The organism is Sphingopyxis sp. EG6, from assembly GCF_003609815.1.
In the GTDB taxonomy this organism is placed as follows: Bacteria; Pseudomonadota; Alphaproteobacteria; order Sphingomonadales; family Sphingomonadaceae; genus Sphingopyxis.
Genome location: NZ_AP017603.1, coordinates 3042973 through 3062294 on the forward strand (window position 1 = coordinate 3042973; position 19322 = coordinate 3062294).

Annotated in this window: 22 protein-coding genes; 11 read left to right on the forward strand and 11 right to left on the reverse strand. The window is 65.4% G+C overall.

The genetic code is table 11. The features are described 5' to 3' along the window. Nucleotides 1-185: 185 nt before the first annotated feature. From SPYCW_RS19050 to SPYCW_RS14790, 4 genes are all read right to left on the reverse strand, one after another. Nucleotides 186-335, reverse strand: coding sequence for a hypothetical protein (locus SPYCW_RS19050; protein ID WP_172595517.1), 150 nt, complete (start codon nucleotides 333-335; stop codon nucleotides 186-188). Between the two features lie 106 nt (nucleotides 336-441). Next, entirely contained in the window at nucleotides 442-1020 is a 579-nt protein-coding gene (locus SPYCW_RS14780; protein WP_120217430.1) for an LptA/OstA family protein, read from the reverse strand. Continuing rightward, on the reverse strand, nucleotides 1017-1655 hold the full coding sequence (gene lptC / locus SPYCW_RS14785) for an LPS export ABC transporter periplasmic protein LptC (RefSeq protein WP_120217431.1): 639 nt from the start codon (nucleotides 1653-1655) through the stop codon (nucleotides 1017-1019). The genes SPYCW_RS14780 and lptC overlap by 4 nt, the downstream gene beginning before the upstream one ends. A 14-nt stretch (nucleotides 1656-1669) precedes the next feature. Then, nucleotides 1670-2287, reverse strand: a complete 618-nt coding sequence (locus SPYCW_RS14790; RefSeq protein ID WP_120217432.1) for a ribonuclease D — start codon at nucleotides 2285-2287, stop codon at nucleotides 1670-1672. 262 nt (nucleotides 2288-2549) lie between these two features. Between SPYCW_RS14790 and SPYCW_RS19430 the strand changes: the two genes are divergently transcribed. Beyond that, the gene (locus SPYCW_RS19430) at nucleotides 2550-3323 is read left to right on the forward strand and encodes a cold-shock protein (protein WP_120217433.1); all 774 of its coding nucleotides are present in this window, start codon (nucleotides 2550-2552) and stop codon (nucleotides 3321-3323) included. Between the two features lie 342 nt (nucleotides 3324-3665). Here SPYCW_RS19430 and SPYCW_RS14800 read toward each other — a convergent pair whose 3' ends face one another. The 4 genes from SPYCW_RS14800 to SPYCW_RS14815 all read right to left on the reverse strand — a co-directional run bounded on the left by SPYCW_RS14800 (nucleotide 3666) and on the right by SPYCW_RS14815 (nucleotide 5874). Further along, on the reverse strand, nucleotides 3666-4121 hold the full coding sequence (locus SPYCW_RS14800; RefSeq protein ID WP_120217434.1) for a Dps family protein: 456 nt from the start codon (nucleotides 4119-4121) through the stop codon (nucleotides 3666-3668). Nucleotides 4122-4230: 109 nt separating this feature from the next. Further along, entirely contained in the window at nucleotides 4231-4788 is a 558-nt protein-coding gene (locus SPYCW_RS14805) for a TMEM165/GDT1 family protein (RefSeq protein WP_232014729.1), read from the reverse strand. A gap of 44 nt (nucleotides 4789-4832) precedes the next feature. Then, nucleotides 4833-5162: a hypothetical protein gene (locus tag SPYCW_RS14810; protein WP_120217436.1), complete on the reverse strand. Its 330-nt coding sequence runs from the start codon at nucleotides 5160-5162 to the stop codon at nucleotides 4833-4835. Between the two features lie 67 nt (nucleotides 5163-5229). Then, entirely contained in the window at nucleotides 5230-5874 is a 645-nt protein-coding gene (locus SPYCW_RS14815) for a GGDEF domain-containing protein (protein WP_120217437.1), read from the reverse strand. 207 nt (nucleotides 5875-6081) lie between these two features. Here SPYCW_RS14815 and purE point away from each other — a divergent pair, with 207 nt between their 5' ends. From purE to SPYCW_RS14860, 9 genes are all read left to right on the forward strand, one after another. Further along, nucleotides 6082-6579, forward strand: coding sequence for a 5-(carboxyamino)imidazole ribonucleotide mutase (gene purE, locus SPYCW_RS14820; RefSeq protein WP_120217438.1), 498 nt, complete (start codon nucleotides 6082-6084; stop codon nucleotides 6577-6579). Nucleotides 6580-6583: 4 nt separating this feature from the next. Next, a complete protein-coding gene (locus SPYCW_RS14825; RefSeq protein WP_269461329.1) occupies nucleotides 6584-7657 on the forward strand; it encodes a 5-(carboxyamino)imidazole ribonucleotide synthase in 1074 nt (357 codons plus the stop codon). After that, nucleotides 7654-8145, forward strand: a complete 492-nt coding sequence (locus SPYCW_RS14830; RefSeq protein ID WP_120217440.1) for a dihydrofolate reductase — start codon at nucleotides 7654-7656, stop codon at nucleotides 8143-8145. The genes SPYCW_RS14825 and SPYCW_RS14830 overlap by 4 nt, the downstream gene beginning before the upstream one ends. 4 nt (nucleotides 8146-8149) lie before the next feature. Further along, on the forward strand, nucleotides 8150-9331 hold the full coding sequence (locus SPYCW_RS14835; RefSeq protein WP_120217441.1) for a dipeptidase: 1182 nt from the start codon (nucleotides 8150-8152) through the stop codon (nucleotides 9329-9331). Nucleotides 9332-9494: 163 nt separating this feature from the next. Next, nucleotides 9495-10421 (forward strand): bifunctional riboflavin kinase/FAD synthetase, encoded by a 927-nt coding sequence (locus SPYCW_RS14840; protein WP_120217442.1) that lies wholly within the window; start codon nucleotides 9495-9497, stop codon nucleotides 10419-10421. Nucleotides 10422-10512: 91 nt separating this feature from the next. Continuing rightward, entirely contained in the window at nucleotides 10513-11556 is a 1044-nt protein-coding gene (locus SPYCW_RS14845; protein WP_120217443.1) for a glycerophosphodiester phosphodiesterase family protein, read from the forward strand. A 207-nt stretch (nucleotides 11557-11763) separates the two neighbouring features. Beyond that, on the forward strand, nucleotides 11764-14730 hold the full coding sequence (gene ileS / locus SPYCW_RS14850) for an isoleucine--tRNA ligase (protein WP_120217444.1): 2967 nt from the start codon (nucleotides 11764-11766) through the stop codon (nucleotides 14728-14730). Further along, nucleotides 14727-15248 (forward strand): signal peptidase II, encoded by a 522-nt coding sequence (lspA, locus tag SPYCW_RS14855; RefSeq protein WP_120217445.1) that lies wholly within the window; start codon nucleotides 14727-14729, stop codon nucleotides 15246-15248. The genes ileS and lspA overlap by 4 nt, the downstream gene beginning before the upstream one ends. 25 nt (nucleotides 15249-15273) lie before the next feature. Next, complete coding sequence (locus SPYCW_RS14860) at nucleotides 15274-15693, forward strand: DUF3035 domain-containing protein (protein ID WP_120217446.1); 420 nt, start codon at nucleotides 15274-15276, stop codon at nucleotides 15691-15693. A 15-nt stretch (nucleotides 15694-15708) separates the two neighbouring features. On the opposite strand, the gene SPYCW_RS14865 is transcribed toward SPYCW_RS14860, so the two are convergent. Beyond that, on the reverse strand, nucleotides 15709-16056 hold the full coding sequence (locus tag SPYCW_RS14865) for a winged helix-turn-helix transcriptional regulator (RefSeq protein WP_232014730.1): 348 nt from the start codon (nucleotides 16054-16056) through the stop codon (nucleotides 15709-15711). A gap of 91 nt (nucleotides 16057-16147) precedes the next feature. On the opposite strand from SPYCW_RS14865, the gene SPYCW_RS14870 reads away from it, so the two are divergent. Then, complete coding sequence (locus SPYCW_RS14870) at nucleotides 16148-16582, forward strand: PaaI family thioesterase (RefSeq protein WP_120217448.1); 435 nt, start codon at nucleotides 16148-16150, stop codon at nucleotides 16580-16582. Here the strand turns inward: SPYCW_RS14870 and SPYCW_RS14875 are convergent. Then, nucleotides 16579-17244: a hypothetical protein gene (locus SPYCW_RS14875; RefSeq protein WP_120217449.1), complete on the reverse strand. Its 666-nt coding sequence runs from the start codon at nucleotides 17242-17244 to the stop codon at nucleotides 16579-16581. The genes SPYCW_RS14870 and SPYCW_RS14875 overlap by 4 nt on opposite strands. A gap of 133 nt (nucleotides 17245-17377) precedes the next feature. Beyond that, a complete protein-coding gene (gene dxs / locus SPYCW_RS14880; protein ID WP_120218331.1) occupies nucleotides 17378-19306 on the reverse strand; it encodes a 1-deoxy-D-xylulose-5-phosphate synthase in 1929 nt (642 codons plus the stop codon). Between the last annotated feature and the right edge of the window lie 16 nt (nucleotides 19307-19322).

Genomic DNA, 19322 nt, shown 5'->3' on the forward strand with positions numbered 1-19322 from the left:
CAATCCCTAATATTCGTCATTCCGGTGAAGGCCGGGATGACGACTGTGGGAGCCGCCTTGCCAGGGTATGTCCTGCTGAGGTTGAATCAAGTCACCCTAGCCCTGAGCCTGACGAAGGGCGCTTCTCGCCGATAAACGCCCTTCGACAGGCTCAAGGCTACGGATCAATTTGAACAGGACAGACTCTAGAGTTTCTCGCGCGGCCCCAGATGCCGCATGATCCGTTCGATCAGGCGCCGTTCCTCGCTCGTCGGGGTCGGGATGATTGCCGCGGGCGGCTCGGCGCGGCGGCCGAATGATGGACGGCGCGGGGGAACAAGCGGGGAGAAGCGCATCGGGGGCTCGCCTTCAATGTGCGGCGTCGCCCCCCGGCACCGCGATGGTTCTGGTCCCGCCGCCCATGGTGAAGGCACATGGTTGCAGAACCGTATAAGGCGCTGGTTACTGCTTTCTTTCCGGTACCGTGAAGGTGCCGGTGACGCGCCCGCCGGTGCCGCCCGCGATCGGATTGCCGTCGGGACCGCGCGCCGCGCCGCGCCCGTCGACCGTCGCGCGGCCACTGTTGAGGTCAATCACCAGCCGCCCGCCGCGCAGATTGTTGCCGCGCTGGCGCAGCTCGACATTGCCGACCATCGTGATCAGGCGGCGGTCGAGATCGTAGATCGCGACATTGCCCGACGCGCGCTCGTCGCCCTTGGTCACCACCACCCCGCCGGTGGCGTCGATGCGGTTGACGTCGGTACCGCCACTACGGGTGTAAGCCGCCGTCAGCCGGGCTGCCGTCAGCGTCAATCCCGCCTGATCCACCCGCACGTTGCCCGAAAAAATGGCGCGATCGGCGCGATCCTGGACCTCGAAGCGATCGGCTCCGAACGTCACCGGCGCGTTGCTGTTGTGATTGGCAAGCGCCTGCGCCTGCGCGACATCCCCGCCGCTGCCCGTCGACAACAGGGCCAGGCTGGTGAGCGAAAAGCCTGCCCCAACCAAGGCCACGCTTTTCATCAACGATAGCCGGTTCATTTGATCACTCCCTGATTGATCCGCAGCCGCGCATTGCCTTCCAGCCGCACGATCCGCTGGTCGAGGTCAGCCGAAAGGCGGTTGGCGGAAAACGTGCCGATGTTCAACGCCCCTTGGACTCCGCCCTGTCCGGTCAAGGTTCGTGTCTTGAGGTCGATCGAAACATTGCTGGCATCGATGCGATATCCGTTGGCACCCCTGACCTGCACCATGCCCGGCACCGCGACCTTTTCGGTTTCCATATTATAGGCGCTGTCGCGCGCGACGATCGTCGCCGGGCCGTCGTCGAGCCGGATCGCACCCGACAGGTCGGTCATCCGCACCACCGGTTCGGCCGAACTTTTCTGCACCGCGCTGCCCGCGAGCAGGGCAAAGGGCTGGCCCTTGGCATCCTGGCCGCGATATTCGGCGCGCGTCACCTTCATCCGCTCGCTCGCCATGTCGACCTTGTCCTTGGCGAGCAGGAAGCTGATCTCGGCACGCTGGGTAAAGGGCGAAAAGACCAGCACAGCCGCGACGACGCCGATCACCAGCGGCAGCCCGTAGCGCAGGATGCGCACCACGCGGTCATGGCTCGATCCGCTGCGCGCCCACATCTGGCGCATCGTGCGGTCAAGGTCGGCGCGTTCGGACATCGAATCGGTTTCCGTCAGCTATGCGCGAAAATGTCGGTTTCGGGCCAGCCGGCAAGGTCGAGCGCGGCGCGCGTCGGCAGGAAATCGAAACAGGCCTGCGCCAATTCGGTGCGCCCCTCGCGCGCCAGCCGCATATCCAGAACCTCTTTCATCGCGTGCAGGAAACGCACGTCGCTCGCAGCATAATCGCGCTGCGCGTCGCTGAGTTCGGCGGCGCCCCAGTCGCTCGACTGCTGCTGTTTCGAAACTTCCTGACCCAGAAGTTCGCGCACCAGCTCCTTCAGCCCGTGGCGGTCGGTGTAGGTGCGGACCAGCTTAGATGCGATCTTGGTGCAATAAACGGGCGCGGTAACGACGCCGAGCGCCTGTTGCAGCGCCGCAATGTCGAAACGCGCAAAATGGAAAAGTTTCAACCGGTTGGGATCGGTCAAAATAGCCTTCAGCACTGGCGCGTCATAACGGCTGCCGGGCGCGAAGCGCACCAGATGCTCGTCGCCCGATCCGTCGCTGATCTGGACCAGGCACAGCCGGTCGCGCAGCGGGTTCAGCCCCATGGTTTCGGTGTCGATCGCGACGGCGCCCGGACCCAATGCGCCGGCGGGCAAATCTTCTTCGTGGAAATATACGCTCATTCGCCCGCCTTAGGCCAAGCCGCCTTGCCGCTCAATGACTGGTTTTCCCGGCGCTGGCCGATCCGCCGCCAGCCCGCGGCAAAGCGCGGTTCGTCCGGCATCGGCGGCTTGAATTTTCCGTTCGCAGATGCAGAATGTTTAAGCTATATATTGCGTCGTTAGCGGCATGGGGCGAGTCTGTGCCCGTGGTGAAGTGCGTCCCCGTCCGACGCAAGGCGCCGATCATATGGGGTATGGACGAACCGAAAGCGACTATTAGACAATGAGTTTCAACAAGGATCGCCGCGGCCAGCGGGGGCGCGGCAAGCGCGATGATTTCGGCAATTTCGACAGCTTCGAACCTGCACCTTATGGCGGCGACAGCTACGGTGGCGGTAACCGCGGTGGCGGTTATGGCGACCGCGGCGGCTTCGGCGGCGGCGATCGCGGCGGTTTTGGCGGTGGCGACCGCGGCGGCTTCGGCGGCGGCGATCGTGGCGGCTTCGGCGGCGGACGTGGCGGCGGCATGCCGGCGCAGGTCGTTGGCGAAGGCCAGGGTACGGTCAAATTTTTCAACGCTTCCAAAGGTTTTGGTTTCGTTGCCCGTGACGATGGCGGCGAAGACGTGTTCGTGCACATCAGCGCGGTCGAACAGGCCGGGCTGCAAGGTCTGGCCTCGGGCCAGCCGCTCGGCTTCACGCTGGTCGAACGCAACGGCAAGGTGTCGGCCATCGATCTGAAGATCGAAGGCGAACCGATGCCGGTCGAAGAATTCGCGCCGCGCCAGCGTGACGATCGCGGCGCGCCGGGTGGCGCCCGCGGGCGTCGCCAGCTGACCGGTGAACGCACGTCGGGCACGGTCAAATTCTTCAACACGACGAAGGGCTTCGGCTTTATCGCGCGCGACGACGGACAGGCCGACGCCTTTGTCCACATCAGCGCGGTGCAGCGCGCCGGCATGGCGGGCCTCGACGAAGGCGACCGCGTCGCTTTCGACATCGAAGTCGACGATCGCGGCAAGTTCGCCGCGGTGAACATCCAGCCGCATCAGGACTGATCGGCCGATAACCGGATATGAAAAGGGCGGCTTGCGGGCCGCCCTTTTTTGTTTGGCTGCGGTTGGGTTTCCGGCCGAAACTAGCCGTCGCCCCCGCGCAGGCGGGGGCCGCTGTCGGTTTACGCCGCTATGCAGAAATAGGCCGCTAGAGTTCTGTCCAGTTCAAATTGATCCGTAGCCCTGAGCCTGTCGAAGGGCGCTTCTCGCCGATAATCGCCCTTCGACAGGCTCAGGGCTACGGTGACTTGATTCAACCTGAGCGGGTCAGACGCTAGCGGCCCCCGCCTTCGCGGGGGCGACGGTTTAGGTGCGTCCGCTCCCCACCCCCAAATCCGGCGGGTCTCAATAGCCCAGCGTCGCCTCCAGGAACCAGATCCGCTGCTGCGTCTCGTCGGCCCAGGTGTCGACCAGCCCGCTCGTCGCGATGTCGCCGTCGGCCTCCGCCGCGGCCTTGACCTCTTTCAGCTGGCCCAGCAAAATCTTGTTGTCGTCGGCCAGCGTCCGGATCATCGCCTCGGCATCGGCGCCCGCCGTATCATCGTCGCGAATCGACGCACGGCGGCCGATGTCGCCGATCGACTGGAGGGTCCGCGCGCCATTCTTGCGCACCCGTTCGGCGATCAGGTCGGTGGTCGCGAAAATCTGTGCCGCCTGTTCGTCGAACAGCAGATGCAGTTCGCGAAAGCGCGGCCCCTGCACGTGCCAGTGATAATTTTTGGTCTTGAGATAGAGAGCAAAGCTGTCGGCGAGCAGCGCGTTGAGCGCGTCGGCTACCGCCGGTTGGTTGTTCTGGGACATGGGAATATCCTTTCTGCTGCCCCTATATAGGGACTGCCGCGCCGTTTGCCATGAAAGCTGTCGGTTGCACTCATCGGCAAAAGCGATGAAGCATGGACTGCAAAACGCGTCAGCCGATCAAACCAAATGCGCCCATCGCGGTGCGCAGCCCCCAGATCGTCAGGATCACGGCGCTCGCCCAGCGCACGACATGCGCCGCACGCCGATCGGCCAGCGTCGGGCCAAAAGCAAGGAATGGCAGCATCGCCAGCGTCCAGCCGACCAGCGCGCCCGCCGCCGCCCATTGCCCCGCGCCGCTGGTCGCCGCCAGCGCGCCGATCAGGAAATGGCTGCGGTCGCCGAACTGCGCAATCAGCAGCCGCCCCGCCAGCATCGTCGGGGTCGCGGTCAAAGCCTTGTCGTCAAACGACAACCCCCGCCCGCGCCACAGCAGCGCCGCGGCGGCCGAAAGCATCGCGAAGGCCACCAGCAGCGCCGCGACGCCCTGTCCGATCATCCGGTTGGCGATCGCCCCCGCGGTTGCCGCGATGATGGCATTGAGCAGGAAGGCGCCAAAAGCGATGCCGAAGACGACACGCCGGTCCGGGCGCGCGCTGAGCAGCCGCGACAGCAAAATCCCGCTGCGCCCGTCGGCATTGGCCAGCAGCACCGCCACCAGCGCGAGCATGATTGCATCCATGAAAACCCGTCTGAATTGTCAGGCGGGAACCGTCAATGACCGAGCCGCATCGCGACCGATGCCAGCCACGCCTCTTGTGCGGCAGCAGGCAGAGGGCCGCGGGGCACCGTCGCGGCGTCGCTCATCGCGTCAAGATAGGTCAGGATCGCGGCGCGATAGCCACCACCGGCGACCGCCGATTCGAGCCGGCTCGCCAGCGTTTCGACCGCAGCAAAGCCGTTGTCGCGCGCCAGGCAGCGGATGTCATCGATGCCCTGGACGATCTGGGCCAGCGCGCAATGCGGCAGCGCTTCGGCCAGCGCGCCGATCTGCCCGGTAATCCGGTCCTGAATGTCATGATATGGGTCGGCTTGGGTACGCATCACTCACCCCCCTTTTCGGACAATGAATGTCCTGACGGGACGATGCGCTCATTTGGTTAATGGCGGGTTAGCGGTGACCGAGGGCCGAACCCTGCCCCTGCTTGTTGCGATACATATCACGGTCGGCGGCAGCCAAAATGTCCGATTCGGTCATCCCCGACTGGAGCATCGCGATCCCGAAACAGGCCGACAGCGCGATTTCGTGCCCGTCATACGCCGCGGGTGCCGCCGTCAGCACATCGCCCAGCCGCGCGATCTGAGCGCGCGCGCCGTCTTCGCTCGACTGGTCGAGGATCAGCCCGAATTCGTCGCCGCCGATGCGCGCCGCAACGTCGGTGGCGCGGATCGATTCGGCGAGCCGCTTGGCAATCTCCATCAGGGCGAAGTCGCCCGCGGCATGGCCAAAGCTGTCGTTGATATATTTCAGCTGGTTGACGTCGACAAACACCACTGCGGCGCGCTCTGCATGGCGCTCGAAACGTGCGATGCGGTGATGGATCGCGGTCAGGAAATAACGGCGGTTGAACAAGGGGGTCAGCGTGTCCCGTTCCGACACGCGCTCCAGTTCGGCCACGGCGATCTTCAACACGCGGTTTTCGCGGCGCAGCGCGTCGCGTTCCCGGCGGATCTCCCGCAACTGATCTTCGATGGAGTCGACGGCGACGGAGCCGAACTGGTCGACCGCGATCCGTGCCCCCCCTACGCTATCCATTCAACGTCCCCGCAAACGAACCCTTATTCATCGGCCCGATGCCGACGGATATTGCGCGGCAACCCTAGCTGCGACTTGATACCAATCGGTAAACGCGCGAGTCAGTATTGCATGTTCGGTGCCGTTGCCCGCGCGCGGCGCAGTCGCTAGGGGGGTGCGGCGGCGATTCATCGCGCGAATAACGGCCGCTGTGTGGAGGGTTGGGTGATGGGCGACGAAGCGCCGCAAGTCGGTGTTATCATGGGCAGCCAGTCGGACTGGCCGACGATGGCCCATGCGGTCCAGATCCTCGAACAATTCGGCATCGCGCACGACGTCCAGATCGTGTCGGCGCACCGCACCCCCGATCGCCTCGTCGACTATGCTAAAGGCGCGGCGGCGCGCGGCCTGCGGGCGATCATCGCCGGCGCGGGCGGCGCCGCGCATCTGCCCGGCATGGTCGCGGCGATGACGCGGGTGCCGGTGCTCGGCGTCCCCGTCCAGTCGGCGGCCCTGAATGGGGTCGACAGCCTCTATTCGATCGTCCAGATGCCCGGCGGCGTGCCCGTCGCGACCTTTGCAATCGGCAAGGCGGGGGCGACCAACGCGGGCCTGTTCGCCGCCGCGCTGCTCGCCAATAATGACTCCGATCTGGCGCAAAAACTCGATGCCTGGCGCGCCGAACAGACCAACAGCGTCGCCCCCCACCCAGTACGCGAGGGCTGATCGCTTGCTCGCACCCGGTTCGACGATCGGCATCCTCGGCGGCGGCCAGCTCGGCCGGATGCTCAGCGTTGCGGCGGCGCAGCTTGGCTATCAGGTGCATATCTACGCCCCCGACCATGAAAGCGTCGCAGCCGAGGTCGCGGCGCATCACACGCAGGCGGCATGGGACGACGAACCGCGCCTCGCCGCCTTTGCCGCGGGTTGCGACGCGGTGACGATCGAGTTCGAAAATGTTCCGGTCGACACGGTGCGTTTCCTGTCGGGGCATGTGGCGGTGCGCCCCGGCGCGCAGGCGCTCGAGATCGCGCAGGATCGGCTGACCGAAAAGCAGTTCGTGACCGGGCTCGGCGGGCGCCCCGCCCCCTTTGCCGCCGTCCCCGACCGCGCTGCGCTGGGCGCCGCGCTCGCCGAAATCGGCGCGCCCGCGATCCTCAAGACGCTGCGCATGGGCTATGACGGCAAGGGGCAGGCGCGGCTCGCGACCCCCGCCGACGCCGACGCCGCGTGGGACGGCATCGACCGCCATGCCGCGATCCTCGAAGGCTTTGTCACCTTCGCGCATGAATTTTCGGTCATTCTGGTGCGCGGCATCGATGGCGAGACGCGCTTCTGGGACAGCAGCGTCAACGTCCACGAAGGCGGCATCCTCGCCACCTCCAGCCTGCCGCCGCCGCAAATCGTCCGCGACCAGCAGGACGAAGCGCGCGCGCTGATGGCGCGCATCGCCGACGATCTCGACTATGTCGGGGTGCTGACCGGCGAGTTTTTCGCCACCGTCGACGGCCCGATCTTCAACGAGATGGCGCCGCGCGTCCACAACAGCGGTCACTGGACGATCGAGGGGGCGGTGACCAGCCAGTTCGAAAACCATATCCGCGCCGTCGCCGGTCTCCCGCTTGGCAGCACCGCGACCACCGCGCTGCCCGTCACGATGCGCAACCTGATCGGCGCCGACATCGGCGCCGTCCCCGCGCTGCTCGCCGACGGCGCGTGCCACGTTCATCATTATGGCAAGACCGACGTGCGTGCCGGCCGCAAGCTCGGCCACGCAACCTGGGTCGGAATTACGCCGGCATGAATCACCCCGAAATCACCCTGATCCTCGCGCGCGCCGCCAATGGCGTGATCGGCGCGGATGGCAAGATGCCCTGGCACCTGCCCGCCGACCTCCGCCGGTTCAAGCAGCTCACCATGGGCCGCCCGATGATCATGGGGCGCAAGACCTTCGACAGCCTGCCCGCAATTCTGGAAGGGCGCCGCCACATCGTCCTCACCCGCGATCCCGACTGGCAGGACGAGGGCGCCGAGCCCGTCGCGACGATCGAGGAAGCCCTGAAGCTCGCCAATGCGCCGCACGTGATGGTGATCGGCGGTGCCGAAATCTATCGCCTGTTCCTGCCCCAGGCCGACCGCATCGAGCTGACCGAAGTCGGGCTCGAACCGAAAGGCGACGCGGTCATCGCCTATCCCGACCCCGCCGAATGGCGCGAAGTCGCGCGCGACGATCATCCCGCCGACGACGCCGGGCGCCCCGCATACAGTTTCGTCACATTGACAAGGATCTAGACCGATGCGCCGCTGGCTGACCGGAATCCTGCTCGTCATCGCTCTCGCCGCACTCGCCTTTTTCGCGCTCGCGCCGGGGATCATCGAGCGCGGCACCAACCAGATCGACGGCAAGCCGCTGTCGCAAGTCAGCGAGCGCGCCAAGGCGCTGCACAAAACGCTGACCATCGTCGACCTGCACAGCGACACCCTGCTGTGGAAACGCGACATCCTCGACCGCGCGACCCGCGGCCATATGGACCTGCCGCGGCTAGAGGACGGCAATGTCGCGCTGCAAATCCTCGCCAGCACGACCAAATCGCCCAAGGGGCAGAATTATGACGCCAACAGCGGCGACACCGACAATATCACCAGTCTGGTGATCGCGCAGCTCCAGCCGGTGCGGACGTGGAACTCGCTGCGCGAACGCTCGCTGTGGCACGCCGAAAAGCTGCACCGCGCGGTGGCGGCGTCGGACGGCAAGCTGCGCGCGGTCGCCACCGCCGCCGATCTCGACGCGCTGCTTGCGGCGCGCAGGGGCAAGCCGCTGACCACCGGCGCGCTGCTCAGTATCGAAGGCCTGCACCCGCTCGAGGGCAAGCTCGCCAATTTGGGCAAGCTCTACGCCGCGGGCTTCCGCATGGCGGGGCTCACCCATTTCTTCGACAATGACCTCGCGGGATCGATGCACGGGCTCAAGAAGGGCGGGCTCACCCCGTTCGGGCGCCAGGTCGTGACCGCGATGGAAGCGAAAGGCATGATCGTCGATATCGCGCATTGCTCGAACGCCTGCGTCGCCGACATCTTAAAAATGGCGCGGCGCCCCGTCGTCTCGAGCCATGGCGGAGTGCAGGCGACGTGCAAGGTCAACCGCAACCTCTCCGACGAACAGATCCGGGGCGTCGCCGCAACGGGTGGCCTCGTCGGGATCGGCTATTGGGACGCCGCGATCTGCGACACGTCGCCCGCGAGCATCGCGAAGGCGATGAAGCATGTCCGCGACCTCGTCGGCATCGACCGTGTCGCGCTCGGCAGCGACTATGACGGCGCCACCACGGTGCGCTTTGACACGTCGAAGCTGGTGCAGGTGACGCAGGCGCTGATCGACGCTGGGTTCAGCGACGCCGAAATCCGCGCCGCGATGGGCGGCAATGCGGTGCGCGTGCTCAAGGCGGGGCTGGTTCCGCTGACGCCGCCCTCGCCATGACCGTGCGGCGTATCGGTGCAGCGCTGATCAAGCCCCTCCCCTTCAGGGGAGGGGTTGGGGTGGGGGCCAGCGGTCTTGCGCAGCGTTCGCAGCCCACCCCGCTGCGACTAGCGAACAAGTCCGCAAGTCTCGCTGCCCCTCCCCTGAAGGGGAGGGGTTGGCGATGATCCGCCTCGACGGCCACGCCCGCATCGATGCTCCGCTGCGCGGCGGCGTCCTTGCGCTCGGCAACTTCGACGGCTTCCACGCCGGGCACCAAGCGGTCGTCGGCCGCGCCGTCCGCCACGCGAAGGACGAAGGCCGCCCCGCGATCGTCGCGACCTTCGATCCGCATCCGGTGCGCTTCTTCAAACCCGACGTCCCGCCCTTCCGCCTCACCACGCTCGACCAAAGGCAGGAACTGTTCGCCGCGGCGGGCGCCGACGCGATGCTCGTCCTGCCCTTCGACGCCGCACTTGCGGGCACCACAGCGGAGAATTTCATCACCGGCCTGCTGCTCGACCGCTATGGCGCCGCGGGGGTCGTCACCGGCGCCGACTTCGTGTTCGGCAAGGGCCGCGGCGGCGATGTCGTGACGCTGGCCGACCACGCCCGCCGCCTCGGCTTCTTCACAGAGATGGTCGCGCCGGTCGAGGACGACGCGGTGATCTCGTCGAGCCGCATCCGCGAAGCGCTGCAGGCAGGTGACTGCACGACCGCCGCGCGCCTGCTCACCCGCCCCTTCACCGTGCGCGGCCGCGTCGAGCATGGAGACAAGAACGGGCGCCTGCTCGGCTTTCCCACCGCCAATATCGACATGGGCAATTATCTGCGCCCGAAATACGGCATCTATGCCGTAACCGGGAAACTGCCGGACGGGCGGATCCTGAAAGGCGCCGCCAACCTCGGCATCCGCCCGAGCTTCGTGCCCCCGAAGGAATTGCTCGAACCGCATTTCTTCGATTTCGCCGAAGACTTGTACGGACAGGAAATCGACGTCGCTTTTCGCGCCTTCATCCGGCCCGAGGCAAAGTACGACAGCATGGACGCGCTGATGGCGCAGATCGCAGCGGATTGCGACGAGGCGAAGGCGCTGTTGGCTGACCTATAATTCTTCGTCACCCCGGACTTGATCCGGGGTCCATGCGGCGCGGCGGGAATGGACCCCGGATCAAGTCCGGGGTGACGATTGGGGGGACGAAATGACGCACGACGACTGGGCCACCGCCCTCGAAGGCCCACCGAAAAAGCCCCTGCGCCGCCGCACCAAAATCGCGCTGTGGCTTTTCGCCGCGCTCGTCGCCTGGCTCACCCTCAGCAACGCGAGCTGGCTTGCACCCGCCCCCGCCGGCAAGCCCAAACTCATCGCCCACCGCGGCGTCTATCACCTCTATGACAAGCGCGCCGCGGTTGGCCGCGACACCTGCACCGCCATCCACGCCTATCCGCCCGACCATGAGGTGTTCGAAAACACACCCGAATCGATGCGCTGGGCGGTCGGGCTCGGCGCCAACATGGTCGAGGTCGATGTCGCGCCGACGAAGGACGGGCGCATGGTGCTGTTCCACGACTGGACCGTCGATTGCCGCACCGACGGCAAGGGGGACACCCGCGACCTGACGCTGGCCGAGCTCAAGGCGCTCGACATCGGCCATGGCTATACCGCCGACGGCGGCAAGACCTTCCCCTTGCGCGGCAAGGGCGTCGGCAAGATGCCGACCGTCGAGGAAGGGCTGGCGGCGCTCCCCGTCCATCCGATCCTGTTCAACTTCAAGTCGAAAAATCCCGCCGAGGCCGACCAGCTGTTCGCGATCCTCCGGGCATCGGGCCGCGACAGCCAAAAGCTCGGCGACGCCTTTTACGGCCACCAAGCCCCGGTCAAGCGGATGCGCGAGCTGCTCCCCGCCAACTGGTCGTTCGACCTTAAGCGCGAGGGAATGGCCTGCACCAAGGATTATGTGATGTACGGCTGGACCGGCATCGTCCCCGAAAGCTGCCGGAACGGCGTTCTGGGTATCCCGATCAATTATCAATGGGCCTTCTGGGGCTGGCCCGACCGGCTGATCGCCCGCATGGACAGCGTCGGCGCGCGCGTCATCGTCTTTGGCCCCTATGAACGCGGCAAATCGAACGAAGGCCTCTCCACCCCGCAGCAACTCGCCAAGATCCCGGCGAGCTTCAACGGCTATATCTGGGTAGAAGACATCCGCGCGGTCGGCCCGGCGCTGCACCCGCGACAGAAATAAATCCCCTCTTCCCTTGTGGGAGAGGGTTGCGCAGCCTTGGCAGCTCGCTGCCTAGGCGAAGCTGGGTGAGGGGTTCATTCCTCGCGACAGCACCCGCCCCCCTCACCCGCTGCGACTAAGCCAGCAAGCTGGCAAGTCTCGCTCCCTCTCCCACAAGGGGAGAGGGGTGTTTGCGCCCGCGCAAAACTGCGCTAAGCGCCGCGCACCATGACCGACAGCACGCCCACCGCCGAACAGCGCGACTACCGCGACACCGTCTTCCTGCCCAAGACCGACTTCCCGATGAAGGCCGGCCTGCCGCAGAAGGAGCCGCTGATTCTGGCGAAGTGGCTAGAGGGCAACCTCGAAGGGCAGATTCGCGAAAACCGCAAGGGCCGCGACCAGTTCATCCTCCACGACGGCCCGCCCTATGCCAATGGCGACATGCACATCGGCCATGCGCTCAACCATATCCTCAAGGACATGGTCGTCCGCACCCAGACGCTGAAGGGCAAGGACGCGCCTTATGTGCCCGGCTGGGACTGCCACGGCCTGCCGATCGAGTGGAAGGTCGAGGAGCAATATCGCAAGAAAAAGCTCAACAAGGACGAGGTTCCGGTCGAGGAATTCCGCGCCGAATGCCGCGCCTATGCGCAGCATTGGGTCGACACGCAGCGCGAGCAGCTCAAGCGCCTCGGCATCGGCGGCGACTGGGATCATCCCTACCTCACGATGGATTATGAGGCCGAAGCCACCATCGTCCGCGAGCTGCTCAAATTCGCCGCGAACGACATGCTCTATCGCGGCGCCAAGCCGGTGATGTGGTCGCCGGTCGAAAAGACCGCGCTCGCCGAGGCCGAGATCGAATATGAGGACATCGTCTCGACACAGATCGATGTCGCGTTCGAGATCGTCGAGAGCCCGGTTCCAGAACTGGTCGGCGCACATGCGGTGATCTGGACGACGACGCCGTGGACGATCCCGGTCAACCAGGCTTTGGCCTATGGGCCCGAGGTCGAATACACCCTCCTTCAGGTCGTGGTGAACTATGAGGAAGGAGCCACGGGTAACCTTGCCGAGGGCGGCAAGTATCTCGTCGCTTCGGCTTTGCTGGACTCGTTCAAAAATCGTCTCCAGCTTCAGTCGCCCGACCTGTTCGATTGGATCGAACTTAAGACGATCAAAGGATCCGACCTCGCCGGCACCATCGCCCGCCACCCGATGCACGCGCTCGGCGGCTTCTTCGCGCGCCCGCGCCCCTTTCTGCCCGGTGATTTCGTCACCACCGACAGCGGCACCGGGCTCGTCCATATGTCGCCCGACCATGGCGAGGATGATTTCGACCTCTGCAAGGCGAACGGCATTGACCCCGTGTTCGCGGTCGAGGGCGACGGCAAATATCGTGAGGACTGGGGCTGGCTCGGCGGTCAGGGATCGGTGATCAACCCGAAGTTCAACGCCCCCGACGGCCCGATCTGCACCGACCTGCGCGAAGCCGGCGGGCTGCTGGCGGCGTCGGCCGACTATAAGCACAGCTATCCGCACAGCTGGCGCTCGAAGGCGAAGGTCATCTATCGCTGCACCCCGCAATGGTTCGTGCCGATGGACAAGGTGATGACGCATATCGAGCCCAAGGCGCCGCGCGAGCAGCGCTGGGAAAGCGAAGGCGGCGCGATCAACCCGGCCGAGGAGGATCTGTGCGCCGCGCCAACGCTGCGGCAGGCCGCGATGCACGCGATCGACCGCACCCGCTTCGTCCCAGAAAAGGGGCGCAACCGCATCGGTAGCATGGTCAAGGACCGCCCCGACTGGGTGCTGTCGCGCCAGCGCGCGTGGGGCGTGCCGATCACCCTCTTCGTCGATCGCAAGACCGGCCAGTATCTCAATGACCCGCTGGTCAACGACCGCATCGTCAATGCGGTGAAGGAAGGCGGCGTCGACGCATGGAACGACGCGCGCGCGCAGGAATATCTGGGCGATAGCTACAACGCCGCCGATTACGAACGCATCACCGACATCCTCGACGTCTGGTTCGATTCGGGCTGCACCCACGCTTTCGTGCTCGAAAGCGGCAAATGGCCCGCGCTCGTCCGCCACGACGGCGGCACCCACAGCGCCGACCTGTATCTCGAAGGCAGCGACCAGCATCGCGGCTGGTTCCAGTCGTCCTTGCTCGAAAGCTGCGGCACACGCGGGCAGGCGCCGTACAAGGCGGTGCTCACCCACGGCTTCACGATGGACTCCAAGGGTCTGAAGATGTCGAAGTCGCTCGGCAACACGATCAGCCCCATCGACCTGATGCGCGACTATGGCGCCGACATCCTCCGCCTGTGGGCGCTGTCAGTTGACTTCACCGAGGATCACCGCATTGGCAAGGAAATCCTCGCCGGCGTCGCCGACCAGTATCGCAAGCTCAGGAACACCTTCCGCTACCTGCTTGGCGCGCTCGAAGGGTTCAGCGATGAAGAGCGCGTCACCGACGTGTCGGCGATGCCCGAGCTGGAGCGCTATATGCTCTCGCTGCTCGCCGATCTCGACGCCAAGCTGGCGCAGGCGGTCGATGATTTCGACTTCAACAGCTACACGCGCCTGCTCGCGGATTTCTGCAACGAAGACCTGTCGGCCTTCTATTTCGATATCCGCAAGGACAGCCTCTATTGCGACATCGGCCCCGCCGCGCCGCTCGGCACCGACAAGCGCCGCGCGTACCGCACGGTGCTCGACACGCTGTTCCACGCGCTGATCCGCTACGCCGCGCCGGTGCTGGTGTTCACCAGCGAGGAAGTGTGGGGGACGCGCTATCCCGACGAAGGCAGCGTGCATCTGCTGGAGTGGCCCGAGCTTCCGGCATTCGAGCGCGACAAGGCAATGGTGATCCGCAATACAGAGCTGCGCGCGCTGCGTGGACAAGTTACGGAAGCGATCGAACCCTTGCGCCGCGATAAGCAGGTTCGATCAAGCCTTGAAGCCGAAATCACGATGAGCGATCTCGACGTGATTCTTCGAGACTTGGATCGCGATCATCTCGCGGAAACATTCATCTCAGGGACTGTGCATCTGGTTCCGGGCCATGAAGGCATCACCATCACCCCCACCACCGACCACAAATGCGGCCGCTGCTGGCGCCACCTCCCCGAAGTTACCGAGGACGGCAACTTGTGCAATCGCTGCGAAACAGTATTGAACCCGGCATGACAAATTCCCGTTCGCCGCACCTGCGCTTTGGCCTGTTGGTTGCCGCCTTCGCCTTCATCCTCGATCAGGTGACCAAATGGGTGATCATCACCCCGCTGTCGCTGGAAGCGAAGCGCGAGATCGAGCTGATGGACATCTTCAACCTGACCTGGGCCGAAAATTGCGGCATTTCGCTATCGATGTTCGCCAATTGCAACGACACGACGCGCTGGACGCTGGTAGCGGTCACCGCGCTGGTCGCGGGCGCGGTCGCGATCTGGATGACGCGCGAACAGGCCAAGGGCGACGTGATCGCGCTCGCGATGATCCTCGGCGGCGCGCTTGGCAATATCGTCGACCGGGTGCGCTACGGCTATGTCGTCGATTTCGCCGACCTGCATTTCGGTGATTTCCGCCCCTTCATGATCTTCAACGTCGCCGATGCCTGCATCTCGATCGGGGTGCTTTTGCTGGTTGCGCGCGCGCTGCTCTTCGGCGAAAAGGCCTCCGATGCGGACGCCAAACCGTCCGCGAAGTAAACGGGGCGCATAGGAGTTATTTGCAGTGAACCGGACCAAAGTCATCCTGGCCGCCTCGATCCTGGCCACCACCCTGTCGGCCTGCGGGTCGAACAATTTGTTCAGCCGCGACCGGCCCGATGAATTTGCCGTGTCGCGTCAGGCGCCGCTCGTCGTGCCGCCCGATTTTGCACTGACCCCGCCCGCCCCCGGCACCGCGCGACCGGGCGGCGAAACCACCGCGGAACAGACGCTGCGCGCGCTGTTCGGCGGCCCCTCGGCGCGCAGCCCCAATGAAGCCGCGGTGATCAGCAGCGCCGACGGCGCCCGCGCCGACCCCGGCATCCGCAGCCAGGTCGGCAGCCCCGACACGCAGGTCGTCGACAAGGGACTGGTCGTCCGCGATATCCTCGCCGCCCCCGAAGGCGACGGCCGCGACGCACAGGCGGCGATCCCCGGCGCTTAAGCCAGCGTTTCCCGATCAATAGATTCCCGGCCCGGCATCGCCCGGGCCGTTTTCTTTTGGCGCCCGCGGCAGCCATGTATCGCCCCACGTCTTGATCGCGTCATAGGTCGGGCGCAGCGCCTCTCCCGCAGCGGTCAGACGATAGGCGGCGCGCTTGCCGTCGGGCGGCACCCGCTCCATCACCCCCGCCTCGACCATCCAGCCGAGCCGCGAGGTCAGCGCCGCGCGCGAGATGTCCAGCCGGCTCACGAAATCCTCGAAACGGTCGAAGCCCAGGAAGGCCTCGCGCAGGATTAGCAGCACCCAGCGGTCGCCGAGCAGCCGCGAGGCGCGGCCGACGGCGCAGGGAGAACGCGATGGCACATATTCCTTCACAAGTCTGGATTTAAGACTTGACGCCGTGATGCGCAAGCGACGATAAGGTCTGTAATTCAGACTAAACAAGGCTCTCCCCATGCGCGGACACCGTTTTGCCAGCAACGACGAAGCTGTCGCCTATATGAAAAGCGTCGCGGTCGACGCATCGGGTTTTACCGCCTTCCTCGGTGTCGAGCCGATCCGCTGTTTCGACGGCGAGGCCGAACTGCTGCTCGCGCTGCGGCCCGACATGACCCAGCATCACGGCTTTGCCCATGGCGCGATCGTCGGGCTGATGGCCGACAATGCGTGCGCCTGGGCGGCGTCGAGCGTGATCGGCGACGTCGTCACCGGCAGCTACACGATCAACTTCCTCGCCCCCGCCAAGGGCAGCCATCTGCGCTCGCGCGGTACGGTGATCAAGGCGGGCAGGCGTCAAGCGATCGTCCGCGCCGACGTCTGGGCCGAAGGGGGCGGCGAAGAACCGCGCCGCTGCGCGATCGCGCAGGCGACGATCGTCCCGGTCAGCTAGCGGAAAAGCTGCGACACAATAGTGAACAGCACCAGCGCCTCGACCATCGCGCGCGAAGCATGACCGGCGGCGCGCCAGTAACCGGTGCGCAAATGGTGCGCGAACCACAAAATCTGCAACGTGCCGAACCACAGCAGCGCAAAGACGAGCAGCCCGAGCCCGGCCACCGCCCACACCCCGTCCATCCGCATCAGGATCGACGCGCCGCTGACCATCATCGCGAATGGCGCGGTGACATAGCATTGGCTGTAAAAGGGCGGCTTGAGCGGTCCGCGGTCCAGCTTCATATGCCGCGCGCGCACCATCCGCGCCGCCATGATCAGCGGGAAAATACTGAAAAAGGCGACGCGCACCAGAATCAGGCTGCTGTCGTCGCTGACAAAGGCGCTGAGCCCGGTCTTTCCCGTGACCAGCTCGTCCTGCCCGACCAGCGACAGTTCGGCGGCGTGGGTCAGCGCGATCGTCAGCAGCAGGAACAGCGGCGGCGACAGCGTATCGGTATATTGCCGCGCCGCCGGATCGCCGAGTTCGCTGTCGGCATAATCCATCATCTTGAGCGGCTTCGTCAGCGCGCGCCACAGCGTGACCGGATAAAAGATCAGCCACGACATGATCTCATAGAGCAGCTCGTCGAGCGACTGGATGAGTTTCAGGAAATCCATGCGCTCGACAATCCCCTCAATGCCGTTCGCCCTGAGCTTGTCGAAGGGCCGTCCTTGTCTCCGGCCGCATCAACTGAGAAAGCGGTGCTTCGACAGGCTCAGCACGAACCGGGCATTTGAGATACGCCGCCGCTCAAGCCCGCGCACCCGCTTCCTCGACCCCCGCGCTGTTGTGGCGCAGCGCCTTCAGCACGCAATCGACAATCTGCGGCGCGTTGAGCCCCGCGGCGTCATATTGCAGTTCGGGCTTGTCCTGATCCTGGAACATGTCGGGCAGGCGCAGCGTGCGCAGTTTCAGTCCCGCGTCGATCAGCCCCACGTCGCTCGCCAAGGTCAGCACATGCGCGCCGAGCCCGCCGATGCTGCCTTCCTCGACCGTCACGCACACTTCATGGCTCGCGAGCGTCTTGCGGATCAGCTCCTCGTCGAGCGGCTTGGCAAAGCGCAGGTCGATGACGCTCGTCGACAGTCCGCGCGCTTCCAGCGTATCGGCGGCCTTCAGCGCTTCACCCAGCCGCGTGCCGAGCGAGAAGATCGCGACCGTCTTGCCGCTGCGCACCACCCGGCCCTTGCCGATCTCCAGCTTTTCGGGAACCGCGGGCAGCGCCACGCCGGTGCCGTTGCCGCGCGGATAACGGAACGCGATCGGCCCCGCGTCATATTCGGCGGCGGTATAGGTCATATGCACCAGCTCGGCCTCGTCGGCCGCCGCCATCACCACCATATTGGGCAGGGTCGCCAGATAGGTGATGTCGAACGAGCCCGCGTGCGTCGATCCGTCCGCGCCGACCAGCCCCGCGCGGTCGATCGCAAAGCGCACCGGCAGATTCTGGATCGCCACGTCATGCACGACCTGATCGTAAGCGCGCTGGAGGAAGGTCGAATAGATCGCCGCGAACGGCCGCATCCCCTGCGCCGCCAGTCCCGCGGCAAACGTCACCGCATGTTGCTCGGCAATCCCGACGTCAAAGCTGCGCGTCGGATGCGCCTTCGCGAATTTATCGACGCCCGTCCCCGACGGCATCGCCGCGGTGATCGCAACGATGCGCGGGTCGGTGTCGGCGAGCTTTGCCAGCGTTTCGCCGAAGACATTCTGGTACGCGGGCGGACCCGGCGGCGCCTTTGCCTGCTCGCCGGTGATGACGTCGAATTTCTGCACGCCATGATATTTGTCGGCGGCGGCCTCGGCGGGGGCATAGCCCTTGCCCTTCTTGGTCACCGCATGGATCAGCACCGGGCCATGTTCGCTGTCGCGGACATTTTCCAGGATCGGGATCAGATGGTCGAGATTATGCCCGTCGATCGGCCCGACATAATAAAAGCCGAGTTCCTCGAACAAGGTGCCGCCCATCGCCATGCCGCGGGCAAATTCGTCGGTCTTTTTCGCCGCCTTGTGCAGCGGTTCGGGCAGCTTGCGCGCAAAGCGCCGTGCGATTTCGCGCAGCTCGATAAACGGCCGCGACGACACCAGCTTGGCGAGATAGGCCGAGAGTCCCCCAACGGGCGGCGCGATCGACATGTCATTGTCGTTGAGGATGACGATCAGCCGGTTGCCCGCCTGCTGCGCATTGTTCATCGCCTCATAGGCCATGCCCGCCGACATCGACCCGTCGCCGATCACCGCGATCGCGCGGCCCGGCTGGTCCTTCAGCTTGTTGGCGATCGCAAAGCCCAGCGCGGCGCTGATCGAGGTCGACGAATGCGCCGCGCCGAACGGATCATATTCGCTCTCGCTGCGCTTGGTGAAGCCCGACAGCCCGCCGCCCTGGCGTAGCGTGCGGATGCGGTCGCGGCGCCCGGTGATGATCTTGTGCGGATAGCATTGGTGCCCGACGTCCCACACGATCTTGTCGCGCGGCGTGTCGAAGACATAGTGCAGCGCGGTCGTCAGTTCGACGACGCCCAGCCCGCTGCCCAGGTGCCCGCCGGTGGTGCCCACGGCAGAAATCATCTCGGCGCGCAGCTCGTCGGCGAACTGGCGGAGGTCTTCGGGCTTCAGCTTGCGGAGGTCGGCGGGGACATCCACCGTGTCGAGCAGCGGCGTATGCGGTCGATCAGTCATCGGGCGGTCATACTGG

Excerpts from the sequence above, each read along its gene's own strand:
- SPYCW_RS14790 (WP_120217432.1), bottom strand. The coding sequence starts at position 2,287 with ATGAGCGTATATTTCCACGAAGAAGATTTGCCCGCCGGCGCATTGGGT.
- lptC (WP_120217431.1), bottom strand. The coding sequence starts at position 1,655 with ATGTCCGAACGCGCCGACCTTGACCGCACGATGCGCCAGATGTGGGCG.
- dxs (WP_120218331.1), bottom strand. The coding sequence starts at position 19,306 with ATGACTGATCGACCGCATACGCCGCTGCTCGACACGGTGGATGTCCCC.
- SPYCW_RS14870 (WP_120217448.1), top strand. The coding sequence starts at position 16,148 with ATGCGCGGACACCGTTTTGCCAGCAACGACGAAGCTGTCGCCTATATG.
- SPYCW_RS14780 (WP_120217430.1), bottom strand. The coding sequence starts at position 1,020 with ATGAACCGGCTATCGTTGATGAAAAGCGTGGCCTTGGTTGGGGCAGGC.
- SPYCW_RS19050 (WP_172595517.1), bottom strand. The coding sequence starts at position 335 with ATGCGCTTCTCCCCGCTTGTTCCCCCGCGCCGTCCATCATTCGGCCGC.
- SPYCW_RS14845 (WP_120217443.1), top strand. The coding sequence starts at position 10,513 with ATGACGCACGACGACTGGGCCACCGCCCTCGAAGGCCCACCGAAAAAG.
- SPYCW_RS14800 (WP_120217434.1), bottom strand. The coding sequence starts at position 4,121 with ATGTCCCAGAACAACCAACCGGCGGTAGCCGACGCGCTCAACGCGCTG.
- ileS (WP_120217444.1), top strand. The coding sequence starts at position 11,764 with ATGACCGACAGCACGCCCACCGCCGAACAGCGCGACTACCGCGACACC.
- SPYCW_RS19430 (WP_120217433.1), top strand. The coding sequence starts at position 2,550 with ATGAGTTTCAACAAGGATCGCCGCGGCCAGCGGGGGCGCGGCAAGCGC.
- lspA (WP_120217445.1), top strand. The coding sequence starts at position 14,727 with ATGACAAATTCCCGTTCGCCGCACCTGCGCTTTGGCCTGTTGGTTGCC.
- SPYCW_RS14840 (WP_120217442.1), top strand. The coding sequence starts at position 9,495 with ATGATCCGCCTCGACGGCCACGCCCGCATCGATGCTCCGCTGCGCGGC.
- SPYCW_RS14835 (WP_120217441.1), top strand. The coding sequence starts at position 8,150 with ATGCGCCGCTGGCTGACCGGAATCCTGCTCGTCATCGCTCTCGCCGCA.
- SPYCW_RS14875 (WP_120217449.1), bottom strand. The coding sequence starts at position 17,244 with ATGGATTTCCTGAAACTCATCCAGTCGCTCGACGAGCTGCTCTATGAG.
- purE (WP_120217438.1), top strand. The coding sequence starts at position 6,082 with ATGGGCGACGAAGCGCCGCAAGTCGGTGTTATCATGGGCAGCCAGTCG.
- SPYCW_RS14830 (WP_120217440.1), top strand. The coding sequence starts at position 7,654 with ATGAATCACCCCGAAATCACCCTGATCCTCGCGCGCGCCGCCAATGGC.
- SPYCW_RS14815 (WP_120217437.1), bottom strand. The coding sequence starts at position 5,874 with ATGGATAGCGTAGGGGGGGCACGGATCGCGGTCGACCAGTTCGGCTCC.
- SPYCW_RS14805 (WP_232014729.1), bottom strand. The coding sequence starts at position 4,788 with ATGCTCGCGCTGGTGGCGGTGCTGCTGGCCAATGCCGACGGGCGCAGC.
- SPYCW_RS14810 (WP_120217436.1), bottom strand. The coding sequence starts at position 5,162 with ATGCGTACCCAAGCCGACCCATATCATGACATTCAGGACCGGATTACC.